Raw genomic sequence first — 16,188 nt, 5'->3', positions numbered from 1 at the left:
TCAAAACAACTGCCAATCAAGGTGTCGAAATTGCGCTTACTTTTATGGTTTTCAGTGTTTTTAGAATCCATCACTAAGCCAAGACGCGGTACGCTCCACAACCTGCCATTACTCGCTCTTTCTTGTCAATACTGCCATTAGGACTTAAACCTAACCGTTGTTTCTTATGAGCCGGAATTTCTCCGTACTAGGATGCTTCAACACGTAGATGTTTTTTGTTCTTACTCACAATTTAATTCTAACATACCACAGGGATTAAAATCCCTCGTGCCGCTTCCCTCTGTTGGGAGCCAAGCCGCGCTCGTTTCCCGCTTACCGCGAGGTCTTATGAGAAGATTAACTCAGATCCCCGACTTCTCAAAGAAGTCGGGGATCTATAATCCCTACCATAACCGAATCATGACTTACAGAAATCCTGTACCCACCGTTGATATTATTATTGAATTAATTGATAGACCTCATCGCCCCATTATCCTGATTGAAAGACATAATGAACCTTTAGGCTGGGCGTTACCCGGTGGTTTTGTTGATTATGGTGAATCGGTGGAAAAGGCAGCAATTAGGGAAGCAGAAGAAGAAATAGGCTTAAAAGTAGAGTTAATAGAACAGTTATTAGTATATTCTGATCCCAGTCGTGATCCTCGTAAACATACGATTAGTATTGTATTTTTAGCAACAGCTACGGGTGAGCCTTTAGCGGGTGATGATGCTAAGGGGTTGGGTATTTTTGAGCCTTGGTGTGTTCCAGGTAATTTGTGTTTTGATCATGACCGGATTTTGCGGGATTATTGGCAGTATAGAAATTATGGGATTCGTCCGAGGTTGGGGTAGGAGATTGGAATGGTTTCGCGCAAAGACGCTAAGGAGCAAAGGCGCAAAGTAAGAGAAGAAGAGAGAAGAAATCTGTAGAGGTAAAGCACAATGCTAAACCCAAGCTGTTTAATTTCCTGACTGTCTCAATAGATAATCTAAAACTCGGTCAATTCGTTCCAATGCTGCATTAGTTGTCAGTTGATACTCCTGAAACTGCGATTTTTGCTCTTCATAGTTTCGATCAAGTTTTAACATTATTGCTTCTAATCTTTCAGTTCTTGCCTTTGTTTCTTCTATCTCACCACCTGCTTTGTTAAATAGGCGCTGAGTATGAAAGATAAACTCATCAACTCTGCTTGATAATTGGTCAACTTGCATTCCTAACTGGTCAAGTTGTGATTGAGTGCAGTCTTGTTTTATGCCTAACTCATTCAACATGATTTGGGAACGGTCTTGTTTTGCACCTAACTCATCCAACATGATTTGGGAACGGTCTTGTTTTGCACCTAACTCATCCAACATGATTTGAGTGCGGTCTTGTTTTGCACCTAACTCATCAATCCGCCGATTAGCTGATTCAGCATAGGTAGCGGCTGAGATCAGTAGTTGACGAATGGTAGCAAATTCAGTTTCCACGCGGTCAAGTCTTTGTTCTGTAGTCATGTTAGTTTTTATTGTTTTTGGTGTTGGCGCTTCGCTATGGCATCACTGACAAGTATTTTTATCATTTGGCTCATTGAGCGTTTTTCGTTTTTCGCTGCTGTTGATATTTCTGCATAAAGCTTTAAATCATCTTCATCAGTGAAATATATGTTTAGTCTTTTTCCTTCAGGCATAATGGCAATGCTTAGTATTTCTATGCTTTCATTTTCTCTTGATTTTCCTCTTTTTGTCATGCGGTGTTAGGTAGTGCCATTATAACACTATAATTAATCATTAGGCAATATTGCCATCAATACCTATGCCTTAACGTCAAGCATTGTTTTATACTATTTGCATGGTATTCAATGGTGCATTATGGACGCTGAAGAACTTTTACAGAAATACGCCGCTGGGGAACGAATTTTTCGTTCTGTCAATCTGAGAGGAGTAGACCTTGAAGGTGCAGATTTGAGTGAAATTGACCTAACAGGTGCAAATTTAGCGGGGGCAGATTTGAATGATGCTAACTTGAGTAAAGCGGATCTTGATCGTACAAATCTCACCAGGGCATCTTTAATAAACGCTAATTTAAGTGAATTAGTGAACGGTTCTAATTTAAATTTGACCGGGGCTGATTTGAGTGGTGCTAATTTAAGTAAAGCAAACCTAGATAAAGCAAATTTCAGTAATGCTAACTTGGATAATGCTAATTTGAGTAAAGCAAATCTAGAAAGTGCAAATTTCAGTAATGCTAACTTGGATAATGCCAACTTGAGCAAAGCAAACCTAGATAGTGTAAACTTCCGAAAAGCCTCTTTACAAGGTACAAATTTAGAAAAAGCAGATTTGCAAACAACAGATTTAATGAAGGCAAATCTCAATGGTGCAAACTTAAAAAGAGCAGATTTAACCGGCGTAAATATCTATGGTGCAACCTTTAAAAATGCTGACCTGACAGGTGCGATAATGCCAGATGGAGAAGTTTACCAAACACCTACAGATTTAGAATTCGGTAAACCAGAAACACCATTAACAAAAGAGCCAAAAGAGATAAATATTATGACTCGTAAAGTAATCCGTACCGATAAAGCACCTGCACCAGTTGGACCCTACAATCAGGCAATTCTCGCTTCTGGACAAATGTTGTTTGTAGCTGGACAAATTGCCATAGATCCCCGTTTAGGTGATGTTGTCTACACCGAAGATGTGGTTAAGCAAACAGAACAGGTAATGAGAAATATTGAAGCTATTTTGACAGAAGCAGGGGCTACATTTGCAGATGTGGTAAAAACTGGGGTATTTTTAGCTGATATGAATGATTTTGCCGCTGTTAATGCGGTTTATGCAAAATATTTTTCCGAAGATACCGCCCCAGCGCGTGCTTGTGTGGAAGTTTCCCGTTTACCTAAAAATGTGTTGGTAGAAATTGATTGTATTGCTGTTATTGCTAGTTAATTAATTTTGACACTCCCCGGTCTAAAGACACGGGGATTCTACATTCACTGACTCGCCATTAGACGACAGGTTTGCACCAATCGCCCAAGAGGGCAAATCTCCTGTAGCGTAGCTTCCGGTATGCCCTACCGTAGTTAATCCTAATTTTAGGATATTGATACTGGCATTAATATCTCTATCTTCCACGAATCCACAATGATGACAATTATGGGTTCTGGTTGATAGGGATTTTTTCACTTTTTGACCACAATTAGCACAATTTTGAGAAGTATTATGGGGAGGAACAGCAACTGTTGCCTTCCCATATTTGAGTCCAAAATATTCTACCCATTGCCGAAAAGTTGCCCAGCCAGCATCAGAAATTGATTTAGCTAAATGTCGGTTTCTTACCATGCCTTTAATATTTAAGTCTTCATAAGCTACCAAATCGTTAGACTGGATCACGGAATATGCTAATCTCTTGCAATATTCTTTTCGCTGCCTACTTACTCTTAAATGTTTACGGGCATACCTATTTTTAGCTTTTAAATAGTTCTTAGATTGTGGTTGTTTAGCTTTTTTCTTATCTCTGTCAAACTTCTTAGATTTTTTACGATTAGCTCGACTTAACTGTTTCTCTGATTTTCTATAGAATTGTGGGGCAGGTTCTACATTACCTTTTGAATCGGCAATAAAGTATTTTAACCCCACATCTAAGCCAACTATTTGATTCGTTGGTTGAGATTCGATTCTAATCTTGACATCAATTGCAAATTGAGCATAATATCCATCAGCCCGACGGACTAAACGAACTCGCTTAATTTGCTTGATGTCATAGAAATTAAGATCATAAGTACCTTTTAATTTCAGAGTACCTATACCTTTTTTATCAGAAAAAGTAATTGCTTTTCTGGTTTCAGATAACTTCCAGCCGCTAACCTTATATTCAACTGAACGGCAATTCTTTTTGAATTTTGGAAATCCCTTTTTACCCTTAACTTTCTTTTTACAATTGTCGTAAAATCGAGCTATTGTACTCCAAGAACGCTCCGCAGCAGATTGTCTTGCCATTGAATTAAGTTCATCCGCAAAAGGAAATTCAGATGCCAAAATCGCGCAATATTTATTGAGATCATATTTCGTCGCACCTTTGTTATCCATCCAATATCTTAAACATTTATTTTGGATGAACTGAGATGCACGAATAGCCTCATCTATTGCGCGATACTGCCTATCTTTTCCTTTAACTTTGAACTCGTAAATTATCATGGTTTCGACCTAAACACCACAAAATTATGCTAACTCATATATTATAATTTTGTCAACGAGAAAAACTTTCTGTGGAGGCTGAAGCCTCTATCTGGCTTTCATCCCTTGCCTAAAGGACAGTTGAGTTTTTCCGCCACGCTCCAAAACTCAACTTCAAGGGTTTTCAGCCTAGTCTCTTATAAGGTGGGCGAGTCCCACCCTACTTTTAGTTTTCTGGTTCGATACCTAATGCTCTTAATTGTGCAGCTAGTCTTTCAGCACGCTGTGTTTCCTGTTCTGCGCGTTGTTTTTCTTGTTCTATCTCTTGTCGTTTTTGTTCTACTAACTCTGAACTCCACAACAATAAATTTCCCTGTTCGTCCCACAATCTTAACCATTTACCAGTTAGGTTTTCTCTTGTACCTTCCCACACTCCCAGATAAAGATTCATTTCTTCTATCCAGTAAAGTTGGTTTTCGTGAGGATTTTGCAAAGTGTACAAACCTGTATTAGAGTTTAGCTGGTAAAATTCTAAACTACCGTTATCGGGTTCAAAAATAGCGTAATTGGGTATTTTTAAGATTTTTTCATAGAAAAACCATTTTCCTGGAGGATAAGTTGGTTTAATGGAATATTCTGTTCCGTCTGTATCAGAAATAAATTCCATAACGATAACTGGAATATCTCCCTGGAGTTGGGGTGTATAACTACGAAAGACTTCTTTTTTAGTGCCGCGAATTTCCGGGATATAAGCCCAATCAGGAGCTTTAATGACAATTTTGCCATTTACGGTGGCACAGATACCGTAGTTAGTCGTTGTGAGGCAACTGGGGGGAAGTTTACCAGCTAGTTGGAGGCTTTCAGTCAGGGCAGAGGCTTGGGCTGGTTGATAGATGTTGTCCACTGGATCATCTGGGAGAATGTAATCATCGGGTAGTTTTTCCCAAGTGATTTGGTATGCTTGGGTAGCAATGATCATGATGGGTTTTCCTGTATTCAGGTTGTAAATTCTAGTTTAACCAGTTATTGCCATTACAGCATTTATTATTGTTCATTTAACCATCCTTATAAATTAGAAATTTTACTAAAATAATTAATTGCCAAACGAAGTTTAGTAATGGGTTTAACCCTTTCCACCTGTAGCACGTTTGATGACAATTTGCTGTATCATCCTTATCTTTAGCAGCTATTAAAGGATAAAAATCAATTATGGTTGGAGGTTGTATTTTTAACATGATATTTTACCTATCTCTAACTCTTAATTAACCAGCATTTATATTTTTTATTATAACTAAGGGACTTCCAAATAAAAAAAATACTCAACAACCTAATGCAAAAATCTCTCAAACCCTTATTCCTCTGTGTCCTCTGCGCCTCTGTGGTTCGTTAATCAGGATAACTTATTTCTTGAAAGTCCCTAAAATTCTTAACTTATAATTACATTAATTGATGCTTGGATAATTATTTATAATTCACTATTACACAAATAAAGACTTATAACTTAAACCCCTCTCCACAACTGGAAAGGGGTTAATTGTCACTACTGAAAACTCAATTCCAGCAATCCTTAATAAGCATTTTGTAACTCGTAAAAATCAGGTGAGATGTAATCTTTACGTAAAGGCCAACCTACCCAATCTTCTGGCATCAAAATCCGTTTTAAGTTAGGATGACCTTCATAGATGATGCCATACATATCATAGCTTTCCCGTTCTTGCCAGTCTGCTGTTTTCCAAATCCAGTAAACTGAAGGCAAAGAGGGATTTTCTCTGGGTAAAAACACTTTCACCCTGATTTCTTCAGGACGGTCAGCATTATCACTTACTTTGAGTAAATGATAAACACTTACCAATTCTTCTCCTGCACCTAAGTCAATTCCTCCCTGAAATTGGAGATAATTAAACCCATAGGCATACAAAGCTGTAGAAATAGGCAGTAGAAAATCTGCGGGGACTTTAATTATTTCTACTCCGTTAGCGTCAAGTTCTAGAAACTCATGGAAAAAGCCATTTGACCCTAACCATTGGGAAACTTTACCGGGTTTAACTAGAGGTGCTTCCGCTACGGGAACTGGTTTGGATTCTTCTTCAGCCACGCGCTTGTTCCTCCTTCTGTGTCTTTGCTGTCAACAATCCTGGGGGTACAGCCATACCAATTGCTTCTGTCAATTCCTTGGGAGGATTGAAGCGGGTTTCTGACTGCATATACTTACCAGTTAATATTTCGGGAACTGGCTTCATATTATGAGTTGTACTGTAGTAGCGGTGAACTTGCTTGATGTTATCCCGTTCCTGCATAGACTCGTTGGCAATTTTTTTCCGCAGTTTAATAATTGCGTCAATAATCGCTTCTGGACGGGGAGGACAACCAGGCAAATATACATCTACAGGAATCAGCTTATCAACTCCGCGTACTGCGGTAGGTGAGTCAACGCTAAACATTCCCCCGGTAATTGTACAAGCACCCATGGCAATCACATACTTGGGTTCGGGCATTTGTTCATAAAGACGCACCAACTGGGGAGCCATCTTCATGGTAATTGTTCCCGCAGTGATGATTAAATCGGCTTGGCGGGGGCTACAACGAGGAATTAACCCAAAACGGTCAAAGTCGAAGCGAGAGCCGATTAATGCCGCAAATTCAATGAAGCAGCAAGCTGTACCAAACAGTAAAGGCCACAAACTAGAAAGTCGCGCCCAGTTGTAAAGGTCATCAACGGTGGTTAAAATGACGTTTTCTGACAGTTCATGGGTAACTGTCGGCCGTTGAATGGGGTTGATGATTTGTTCTTTGTCTGGGGTGATGATATTAGAATTTAAGACCATTCCAAAGCTCCTTTGCGCCATGCGTAAACTAAGGCGATGATAAGAATCGAAATAAAGACTAGGGCTTCGATAAATGCCAATAAACCCAAACGGTTAAATGCAACTGCCCAAGGATACAAAAATACTGTTTCTACGTCAAAGACAACGAAGACCAGAGCAAACATATAGTAACGAATGTTGAACTGAATCCAAGCTCCGCCAATGGGTTCTAGTCCGCATTCGTAAGTCGTGCGTCTTTCTAGACTGTTACCAGTGGGTCTAAGAATTTTTGAGGCTGACAGTGCTAGGACTGGAACTAGGCTACACAGGAGAAAAAAGCCTAGAAGGTACTCGTAACCGCTAAGAACAAACACAATGTTTTTCTACCGCTAATGGTGTAAGGGAATAAGCTATCAGTTATCAGAGTTATAGCTTGACAGGCGTTTACTGATAACTGTTCACTGCAATATATGGATAATGTTCTTTTACATTATATCTTTTAGGGCTTTCTCGAATTTGTATTGAGATCCCTGACTTTTTAGAAAAGTCGGTGATCTCAGTATATTTGAATCCTTTTGATTATTAACCTCATTTTCTAAGCACTTATAAACAAGTCGAACTATTTATACTCAACACGGCTTAATCATTTGATTCTGTGGGTAAGGGTTTAGCACTGCTAAACCCCTACAAATCTAGGTTTTTCGTAATTTTGTCAAAGTCCATGTCCCAACCGTTTTGGTTAATTAACAGTAGGAAGTTTGACTTGCTGAATATCTTCTAAACAATCACAAAATTATTGACATTCAATGTTTCGGTTAATCCTGTAACCTCAATAATGGCATCAGTAGCAGCATTAAACCCTGCGGTTGCATCATTAATAGCCACAAAGGTTTTTTGTCCAAAACTGAATTGAGCCGCAAAATTTGACCCAAAGGCTGCGGCTGTTAATTTTGCCCCCATACCAGCAGCATCCAGGGTATTAACTGCGCCCACATTCACAAATCCGGCTCGTGCGGTAGAAACACGGAATAAATCATTACCTGTGGTGGCGTTGAAGTCAGTAATCACATCAAAGTTAGCTAAGAGAGAATCAGTAAGATTTTGGTAAACAAATTTGTCACTTCCTAAACCACCAGTTAGAGTATCTTTACCACCCCCACCAGTGAGAATATCATTATTTGCACCACCAACGAGGAAATCATTACCACTAGTACCTGTCAAAGTCAGACTAGAGGGATTACCAATCACACCATCACTATTAGCATCTATGCCAAAGTTAGTTTCTTGGGTGAAAGCATCAGCAGAATTTAATCCCCAATTTCCTTGAGAAGAAACCCAATTCCAGTTACTATCTAAACTCCAGATATGCAGATAGTTTCCAGAAATGTTTTTCCAAAGAACTTGATTAACGCCATTGACAGTTTCTGCGGCTATCGTTTGCCAACCAGCGTAGATATTTTGGTAGATTTGTTGTCCACCATTTTTAATAGCAATTGGGGTATTTGTTCCGATTTGGGTAAAGTATTTGTTGGTGGCATCTTTGACTAGTTTGGTGTTACCTGCTAATTCAATTGGTGTGTAACCGATAACACCATCACCATTAGCATCTATGGCAAAGTTAGTTTCTTGAGTTAAAGCTTCTGCCGAATTTAATCCCCAATTTCCTTGAGAAGAAACCCAATTCCAGTTACTATCTAAACTCCAGATATGCAGATAGTTTCCAGAAATGTTTTTCCAAAGAACTTGATTAACGCCATTGACAGTTTCTGCGGCTATCGTTTGCCAACCAGCGTAGATATTTTGGTAGATTTGTTGTCCACCATTTTTAATAGCAATTGGGGTATTTGTTCCGATTTGGGTAAAGTATTTGTTGGTGGCATCTTTGACTAGTTTGGTGTTACCTGCTAATTCAATTGGTGTGTAACCGATAACACCATCACCATTAGCATCTATGGCAAAGTTAGTTTCTTGAGTTAAAGCTTCTGCCGAATTTAATCCCCAATTTCCTTCAGAAGAAACCCAATTCCAGTTATTATCTAAATGCCAAATATGCAGATAGTTTCCAGAAACGTTTTTCCAGAGAACTTGGTTATCGCTATTGACAGTTTCTGCGGCTATCGTTTGCCATCCTGCGTAGATATTTTCGTAGATTTGTTGTCCACCATTTTTAATAGCGGTTGGGGTATTTGTTCCGATTTGGGTAAAGTATTTGTTGGTGGCATCTTTGACTAGTTTGGTGTTACCTGCTGATTCTATTGCGGTATAAGGATTGCCAATAACACCATCACCATTAGCATCTATGGCAAAGTTAGTTTCTTGAGTTAAAGCTTCTGCCGAATTTAATCCCCAATTTCCTTGAGAAGAAACCCAATTCCAGTTATTATCTAAATGCCAAATATGCAGATAGTTTCCAGAAACGTTTTTCCAAAGAACTTGATTATCCCCATTGACAGTTTCTGCGGCTATCGTTTGCCATCCTGAACCGTAGATATCTTGGTAGATTTGTTGTCCACCATTTTTAATAGCAATTGGGGTATTTGTTCCGACTTGGGTAAAGTATTTGTTGGCTGCATCTTTGACTAACTTAGTATTGCCTGCTGATTCAATTGGGGTAAAAACAGCATCATTTAACATCGAAAGATGTAGGGTGTAACTATCTCCTGTTGCTGGAGGTGTTAAAGCAGAAGACGAATAGCGATAAACACCAATGACATAATCACTTGTTGTTAGTGTTTTATAGGTGAGAAATGATGCTGTGCTGTTACCAGTATTTCCGGTTTCTATACCATCATCATTAAGTGCTAATAATTGGTTATTATTGGGATTCCACAGTCGCAGTATGGTATCAAAATTATTGTTGTCAATGTCGAAAACTAACTGAGTATTTGCAAGCGCATTAAACCGATATAAATCAAATGTGCCATCTCCTGTTCCCAGAATACTAACGTGATCATAAGTTGTGGAAATATTACTGCCGTTTAAATCTTGAATATCGGCGACTACTTGACGATTAAAACTTGTATTAGCAATAACTTGAGCCGTTGCAAAAGTATTATTTCCCTCAACTTCTGGCAAAATATTTGTGCCACTTCCGTTAGACATTTCTACAGCACCAATATCAACAGTAGTTCCGAAAATTCGGAGTAAATTACGTTGATCAAATGGTATTATTTCAGTTGTATTCTGATCAGAATCAAGGTCTTGTGTATCAGCAGCAATTAAGGAATTATTGCCCCCATTGATGGCAGGACTACCCGCAAGTAAGGGATGAATATAGGTATTACCAATGTACTGTAATGTTCCCAGTCCAGGATTAGGATTAACAATATCTGTTCCTGTACCAACAGTTCCACTTGCTTCCGTCAAGTTACCAATTAGATTGTTATTATTACCTGTAACTGATCCATAAATATCTTTTCCAGAATTAGCGTTATTACCAGCAACAATGGTATTTTTAAGGGTAATTTGTCCGCCTGAAAGACTATAAATTCCCCCACCACTAGTAGCTGTGTTATTAGCAATGGTACTATTAAGTAAATTTAAAATACCGTGATTATAAATCCCACCTCCCTCAAAGCCTGACATTGTATTGTTACTAATTGTCGTATTGTTGAGGTTTGCAGTACCTGAATTATTAAGTCCAGCCCCTTCCACGAAAGCACTACTATTATAAACAATAGCTGTATTAATCAGATCAAGTGTACCACGATTAAGAATTCCACTGCTACCACTATTGGATTTAATTACACTGTTAATTCCAGTAAAAGATCCCCCATTACTAATTCCACTTCCTAAAACTCCCTGATTATTATAGATCCAACTATTATCTAGAACAACTGAACCATCGTTTAGAATTCCTCCCCCATTTGCTGAAAAGATTAATTCTCCAAGGGCTTTGTTATTATAAATATCACTATCCCGAATAACCGCTGTCCCATAGTTAATAATCCCATTTCCTGTATTATCATGAACACTACTATTTTGAAGAGTAAGAGTACCGTTGTTTTCAATTCCTGGACACTCATAAGCCCAAGAAAAAGGACCAGAAGTATAACTAACGGTACTGTTTTGCATCAACACTGAGGCATTTGACTCGATATAAATAGCGGTGCTAGTTGCTTTGGTAACAGTAATGTTATCTAAAGTGAGATTTCCCTGAGCGCGAACCCTAAAAATGTCATTACCAAAGGTATAGTAATATGATGTATATGTTAATTGACTTCCATCAATAATTGCGGGTTGATTCCCTACCGCTCGAATAGTAGCATTTCCTTGAATACGTAAAGATGCTTTGTCAATATCCGTAGTCGTATAAATCAATGAATAAGTTTGTCCTCCTTGTAATTCAATAACGTAATCATTGGTTGTATTAGCATTTGCTATTAAAATCGCATCCCGCAAGGATAACCCACCCGTAGCACTACCATCATTTTGATCTGCGGTTGTTGTCACTGTTAAAACAATTGGTGTATTTTGCTCTACAGCAACTTGTTCACCTCCTACAGTAATATTTGCCCAATCATTTTCTGTGTTAATTCTGTCTAATTCCTGAGTTGTTAAATTCTGCCCCTGCACCAAGGCTGAGAATTTTTCCCCTTCATCTCCAGCACTATCACTGAGATTAATTTGAGCATCAATAAAATGCCCAATTTCCTCTAACAGAACTGCACTAATAGCTTCTGCTGTAGAAGTTGCGAGAAAATTAGCTGATAAATAAATCTTATTATTGCTACTGGCATAAGCCCCATTGGCATTGCCAAGAATGCTACTATCTAAAATCTCAACTTGCGGAAGTTGACCAAAATCACCAGATAGCCACTGTAAACGCAGAATTTCCGCACCGCTGCGGTTGTATTGTGTACCAAAAGCGGTATCGAATAGATTCCAGAAATTATCTAAACCAGCAAAGGTGCTGAGTTGGTTATATGTCAGCGTCAGAGCAGAATTGAGTACAGTATTCATGGATTTAATTAATTATTGGTATTAAAATAATGTTTGAAGGCGATAGGATGTGTCACAACCTGTAACACTTTTTAGTTAAAGACTATATACGCACAAGTTTGACACAAATACTGATAAGTGTCAAGCTCTATATCTATGCGACAAGTTAGGATATTTTTTTAAATGGACAAGGTATTGCAAAATCTTTCAGATAGAGTCCTACTTGTTCTAGGACTGGGTTGAGGTACAACTCATCAGCAATCAAACCGTTAGCAAGTGTAGATGTCATAAAATTAAACTGCTTTTTGTAAGTAATTCTGCCAAAAAGATAATATTAAGTATAAAAACCCTTGACATCTACCAAAAGTTAGATATTTATTTCTTTTCCAAAAAATCTCACCTGAGTAGGATATTTCGGGGTTTTACCACATAGGACTTAGAGGACAGAAAACTTTAAATATATATGATGCCTACGGCGAGTCAATTTAAGCCCCGGCGACTAGAAGTCACGGCTACACAGACAAAGTCCGCCTGCGCGGACTAACGAAAAATCAAGGATTTGAAACCCACGTAGGCGGTCACTGAGCTTGCCGATAGCGTAGCGTGGCGTTAGCCATAGTGTGGCTTTTGCCTGTGTAGACGCGGTTAGAAACCGCTCGCGCCGCTTCCCTCTCAGGTCTAAGGACGCGCTCGTTTCCCACTTACCGGGTATTCTTATGAAACAGGAAGTAAACGTCAAAATTATCGGTGTCCAGATGTATCTAGACCTTGATAATTTTGGGTAAGTTTTATAGAACGGAAATCAATAAAACCATTACTCAACCTAGATTTTCTATTTTTCGACAATTTCTCGAACTCCAAAAAAAATGAGCGAACCGGGAGTTGATAGAAAAGTCCAGCAATTATGTCATAATTTGTAACGTATATTTAAATTCCCCTCTGCGAGACTACGAGCTATGAGTGAACAAGCTGAACAAGCTATGGAAACTCCAGTGTTAGACCGTTATGAGTGTCGCTCTTGCGGTTACGTTTATGAACCTGAGAAGGGAGACGACAAGAGTGATGTCCCCCCAGGAACACTTTTTGCCGAACTACCCACAAATTGGCGTTGTCCAGTTTGTGTAGCTAAGAAAACTGTTTTTGCGAATATTGGACCAGCGGGTACTGCCTCTGGTTTCAAGGAAAACTTAGGTTACGGTTTGGGTGTGAATACCCTGACACCAACTCAAAAGAACATTTTGATTTTTGGGGCTTTGGCTCTTGGCTTCTTGTTTTTTATTAGTCTTTACGGACTAGATTAAAAACCGCTATCTTTATTTACCGCAATTCGGCGAAAATCTCATTAAACCTCCACTGGAAACCCTCAGTAATACTGATGCAATCAATTTTGAAAAAGTGGCAAAGTTTTGTTGCCGCGTTAATAGTAGTTATCGCCTGTATAGGGTGTAGTAGTGTTCCTTCTATAAGCAACAATCCTTGGCAGGTGATTAATGTCCCGACAAAGTCGAAGTTGTTAGATATTAGCTTTGCCAATAACTCTCAGCATGGTTACTTGGTGGGTGGTAATGCCACTCTTTTAGAAACTAAAGATGGTGGTGATACTTGGCAACCGCTAAAATTAGAGTTGGATGATCCCAGATATCGTTTTAACTCCGTTAGTTTTTCTGGTCAGGAAGGTTGGATTGCTGGAGAACCTTCTTTATTGCTCCATACTACTGATGAGGGTAAGTCTTGGTCACGGATTGCTTTAAGCGAAAAGTTACCTGGCAGCCCCATTGCCATTACAGCAATAGGTCAGAATACAGCGGAAATGGCTACCGACATCGGAGCGATTTATCAAACCACAGATGGTGGTCAAAATTGGAAAGCTAATTTAGACGCGGCCGTTGGTGTGGTGCGGACTCTGGAGCGATCGCCTGATGGTAAGTATATCGCTGTTTCTGCTAAAGGCAGTTTTTATTCTACTTGGGAACCTGGACAAAATGCTTGGCAACCCCATAACCGCAATAGTTCCCGTCGCTTAGAAAATATGGGTTTTACTAACGATGGACAATTGTGGTTGTTAGCACGAGGTGGCCAAATTCAGTTTAGTGATCCTACTAAACCGGAAGAGTGGTTAGAGGTAGAATATCCAGAGTTATCCACGAGTTGGGGTTTACTCGATTTAGCTTATCGCACACCCGATGAAATTTGGATCGGTGGTGGTAGCGGTAATTTACTTCGCAGCACCGATGGTGGTAAAACTTGGGAAAAAGACCGTGATGTGGAGACAGTTGCAGCTAATCTTTACAAAATTGTATTTTTTAGCCCTGATCAAGGTTTTATAATTGGCGATCGCGGTGTTTTACTGAAATATAACCCCAAAACAGCAGCAACAGCAGCCCCAGCGGCGTAATTACACCCAATAATGGATGTATTCACCAGAAGAAAGTTGTAAGTTGTAACTCTGTCTAAACTTTGTAGGATATTGACACTCCCCGGTCTAAAGACACGGGGATTCTTGGTTCAACGAGACCACTTAAACTAGACTCCTTGCGTTATCTAGGTCAGAGGTGGGACTCTCCCCAAGCGTTAACTTTCGGTCTGCCCGACCGTAGTTGCATGACTGCAAGTCCTGTTGAGGATGAAACTTTCCTGTTTCAAAATTCTGATTCGTCTAGCCCCTATAAATCTTTTACCTACTGCTAGAAGGAAACTAGAACAATGCAGTAGAACCGCATAGATTTAATTGTCAAGGCACAGATTACCGTTAGGCAGTTAGGTTTTTAGACAGGTTGATTACCTTTCCTGTTACAATTAGTATAACACAAGTCACTGGAGGAAGACAGCCTCTAATTGGCTTTCACCCCCGGCTTAAAAGAAATTATTCCCTAAAAAGCCTAAAAATTTTTAGGGGTTAATTCCGGGATTTTCAGCCTATTTTCTTATAAACTCAATAATAGTTTTTGATAAGGGAGTGAAATAAATGGCAGGTACCACTGGAGAACGTCCGTTTTCTGACATTGTTACCAGTATTCGTTACTGGGTAATTCACAGCATCACCATTCCCGCATTATTCGTTGCAGGTTGGTTATTTGTCAGCACTGGACTGGCTTATGATGTATTTGGCACACCTCGTCCTAATGAGTATTTTACTCAAGTCCGTCAAGAAGTGCCAATTGTCAGCAATCGTTTTGAAGCAAAAAAACAAGTAGAAACCTTTATTGGAAAATAATTTGAGATCATGACTAGCGGTAATAACATCAATCAACCAGTTACCTATCCCATTTTTACAGTTAGATGGATCGCGGTGCATACCTTAGCTGTCCCTACTGTCTTCTTTTTGGGCGCGATCGCCTCAATGCAGTTTATTCAACGCTAGGAGTTAATCATGGAAAGAACGCCTAATCCTAATCAACAACCGGTTGAATTAAACCGTACCTCTCTTTACCTGGGACTACTATTAGTCTTCGTTCTCGGAATTCTATTTTCCAGTTACTTCTTTAACTAACTGGACTTTTTTACGTCAGTTGCTAGTTAGGTGATAGGTAATAGGTAATAGGTAATAGGTAACAAGTTACAGAAAGAATATTCTCAACCGACAACCGACAACTGACAACTGACAACTGACAACTGACAACTGACAACTGACAACTGACAACTGACAATTTTTGTAAGTGAGGAAAAAACTGTGTCTGGAAGTGGAAGAATTCCCCTGTGGGTCGTCGCTACGATTGCAGGTTTAGGTGTAATTACTGTTGTAGGTATTTTCTTTTATGGATCTTACTCAGGAATTGGTTCTTCAATGTAATGCTATAGCAGGGAACAGGGAACAGGGAACAGGGAACAGGGAATAGGAAGTTTGAAAGTCTTTTGTAAGATGACTTTTTTAACCAATCTCTGTCCTAACCTACCTGGTAACTACTATTCTGGAAGAAGATAGCAATTAGAAATACAAAAGACTAGATTTTTGCTTGATTATCATTTTTGAACTTCTTCTGCAAAAATCGCCATAAAAACCGCCTAACTCCATGAGATAGGCGGTTTTGTTTGTTTTCAAATAGATAATTGGTGACAAAATTAAGTAACCAATTACCCATACCCTAATTAAGCAATATCTTCGCGTTCAATGTATGAAAACAAAAACGCGAAAATAACTGCTGGTAAAACCAAGCCAGTTAGGGGAACGAAAACAGAAGGCAAAAAGGAGGAATAAGCCAAAATAGTAGGCAAAAATGAACTTGACATAGAATTAAAGTCCTGTAAAGTCTTACTGCAATTCAAATTGAGCTTACTGCAAAATCCTCCCTTATTTGCTAAATTATCA

Annotated in this window: 18 protein-coding genes; 8 read left to right on the top strand and 10 right to left on the bottom strand. The window is 39.1% G+C overall.

The features are described 5' to 3' along the window. The first annotated feature begins 399 nt into the window (after nucleotides 1-399). A complete protein-coding gene (locus tag ANA_RS18265) occupies nucleotides 400-831 on the top strand; it encodes an NUDIX domain-containing protein (RefSeq protein WP_015081494.1) in 432 nt (143 codons plus the stop codon). Between the two features lie 108 nt (nucleotides 832-939). Here ANA_RS18265 and ANA_RS18260 read toward each other — a convergent pair whose 3' ends face one another. Together ANA_RS18260 and ANA_RS18255 are read right to left on the bottom strand one after the other, a co-directional pair. After that, nucleotides 940-1,476 carry a hypothetical protein gene (locus ANA_RS18260; protein WP_015081493.1) on the bottom strand — a complete coding sequence of 179 codons (537 nt, stop codon included), beginning with the start codon at nucleotides 1,474-1,476 and terminating at the stop codon, nucleotides 940-942. Nucleotides 1,477-1,484: 8 nt separating this feature from the next. After that, a complete protein-coding gene (locus ANA_RS18255) occupies nucleotides 1,485-1,709 on the bottom strand; it encodes a ribbon-helix-helix domain-containing protein (protein ID WP_041458142.1) in 225 nt (74 codons plus the stop codon). Nucleotides 1,710-1,830: 121 nt separating this feature from the next. Between ANA_RS18255 and ANA_RS28415 the strand changes: the two genes are divergently transcribed. Further along, a complete protein-coding gene (locus ANA_RS28415; protein WP_015081492.1) occupies nucleotides 1,831-2,910 on the top strand; it encodes a Rid family detoxifying hydrolase in 1,080 nt (359 codons plus the stop codon). A 21-nt stretch (nucleotides 2,911-2,931) separates the two neighbouring features. On the opposite strand, the gene ANA_RS18245 is transcribed toward ANA_RS28415, so the two are convergent. From ANA_RS18245 to ANA_RS28320, 7 genes are all read right to left on the bottom strand, one after another. Next, on the bottom strand, nucleotides 2,932-4,158 hold the full coding sequence (locus ANA_RS18245; protein WP_015081491.1) for an RNA-guided endonuclease InsQ/TnpB family protein: 1,227 nt from the start codon (nucleotides 4,156-4,158) through the stop codon (nucleotides 2,932-2,934). Between the two features lie 205 nt (nucleotides 4,159-4,363). Next, nucleotides 4,364-5,116: a Uma2 family endonuclease gene (locus tag ANA_RS18240; RefSeq protein WP_015081490.1), complete on the bottom strand. Its 753-nt coding sequence runs from the start codon at nucleotides 5,114-5,116 to the stop codon at nucleotides 4,364-4,366. A 588-nt stretch (nucleotides 5,117-5,704) separates the two neighbouring features. Beyond that, nucleotides 5,705-6,232, bottom strand: a complete 528-nt coding sequence (locus ANA_RS18230; protein WP_015081489.1) for an NAD(P)H-quinone oxidoreductase subunit J — start codon at nucleotides 6,230-6,232, stop codon at nucleotides 5,705-5,707. After that, nucleotides 6,225-6,962 (bottom strand): NADH dehydrogenase subunit K, encoded by a 738-nt coding sequence (locus tag ANA_RS18225; RefSeq protein WP_015081488.1) that lies wholly within the window; start codon nucleotides 6,960-6,962, stop codon nucleotides 6,225-6,227. Before ANA_RS18225 ends, ANA_RS18230 begins: the two co-directional genes overlap by 8 nt. After that, nucleotides 6,953-7,315: an NAD(P)H-quinone oxidoreductase subunit 3 gene (locus tag ANA_RS18220; protein WP_015081487.1), complete on the bottom strand. Its 363-nt coding sequence runs from the start codon at nucleotides 7,313-7,315 to the stop codon at nucleotides 6,953-6,955. Before ANA_RS18220 ends, ANA_RS18225 begins: the two co-directional genes overlap by 10 nt. Before the next feature lie 403 nt (nucleotides 7,316-7,718). Beyond that, a complete protein-coding gene (locus ANA_RS27160; RefSeq protein ID WP_015081486.1) occupies nucleotides 7,719-11,903 on the bottom strand; it encodes a bluetail domain-containing putative surface protein in 4,185 nt (1,394 codons plus the stop codon). A gap of 145 nt (nucleotides 11,904-12,048) precedes the next feature. Next, a complete protein-coding gene (locus ANA_RS28320) occupies nucleotides 12,049-12,171 on the bottom strand; it encodes a hypothetical protein (RefSeq protein ID WP_256369494.1) in 123 nt (40 codons plus the stop codon). 667 nt (nucleotides 12,172-12,838) lie between these two features. Between ANA_RS28320 and ANA_RS18210 the strand changes: the two genes are divergently transcribed. The 6 genes from ANA_RS18210 (at nucleotide 12,839) to ANA_RS24915 (ending at nucleotide 15,672) form a co-directional block, all read left to right on the top strand. Continuing rightward, nucleotides 12,839-13,183 (top strand): rubredoxin, encoded by a 345-nt coding sequence (locus tag ANA_RS18210; protein ID WP_015081485.1) that lies wholly within the window; start codon nucleotides 12,839-12,841, stop codon nucleotides 13,181-13,183. Between the two features lie 74 nt (nucleotides 13,184-13,257). Beyond that, complete coding sequence (locus ANA_RS18205; protein WP_015081484.1) at nucleotides 13,258-14,277, top strand: photosynthesis system II assembly factor Ycf48; 1,020 nt, start codon at nucleotides 13,258-13,260, stop codon at nucleotides 14,275-14,277. A 570-nt stretch (nucleotides 14,278-14,847) separates the two neighbouring features. Then, the gene (psbE, locus tag ANA_RS18200; RefSeq protein ID WP_015081483.1) at nucleotides 14,848-15,096 is read left to right on the top strand and encodes a cytochrome b559 subunit alpha; all 249 of its coding nucleotides are present in this window, start codon (nucleotides 14,848-14,850) and stop codon (nucleotides 15,094-15,096) included. 9 nt (nucleotides 15,097-15,105) lie between these two features. Next, on the top strand, nucleotides 15,106-15,243 hold the full coding sequence (gene psbF, locus ANA_RS24925) for a cytochrome b559 subunit beta (RefSeq protein ID WP_010997987.1): 138 nt from the start codon (nucleotides 15,106-15,108) through the stop codon (nucleotides 15,241-15,243). A 9-nt stretch (nucleotides 15,244-15,252) separates the two neighbouring features. Further along, nucleotides 15,253-15,372, top strand: a complete 120-nt coding sequence (locus ANA_RS24920) for a photosystem II reaction center protein L (protein WP_015081482.1) — start codon at nucleotides 15,253-15,255, stop codon at nucleotides 15,370-15,372. Between the two features lie 180 nt (nucleotides 15,373-15,552). Beyond that, complete coding sequence (locus tag ANA_RS24915) at nucleotides 15,553-15,672, top strand: photosystem II reaction center protein J (protein ID WP_015081481.1); 120 nt, start codon at nucleotides 15,553-15,555, stop codon at nucleotides 15,670-15,672. Nucleotides 15,673-15,968: 296 nt separating this feature from the next. Here the strand turns inward: ANA_RS24915 and psaI are convergent, their stop codons facing one another. Beyond that, a complete protein-coding gene (psaI, locus tag ANA_RS24910) occupies nucleotides 15,969-16,109 on the bottom strand; it encodes a photosystem I reaction center subunit VIII (protein ID WP_015081480.1) in 141 nt (46 codons plus the stop codon). Between the last annotated feature and the right edge of the window lie 79 nt (nucleotides 16,110-16,188).

Source organism: Anabaena sp. 90, assembly GCF_000312705.1.
Taxonomy (GTDB): Bacteria; Cyanobacteriota; Cyanobacteriia; order Cyanobacteriales; family Nostocaceae; genus Dolichospermum; species Dolichospermum lemmermannii.
This window is presented reverse-complemented; position numbering and strand designations above follow the sequence as displayed.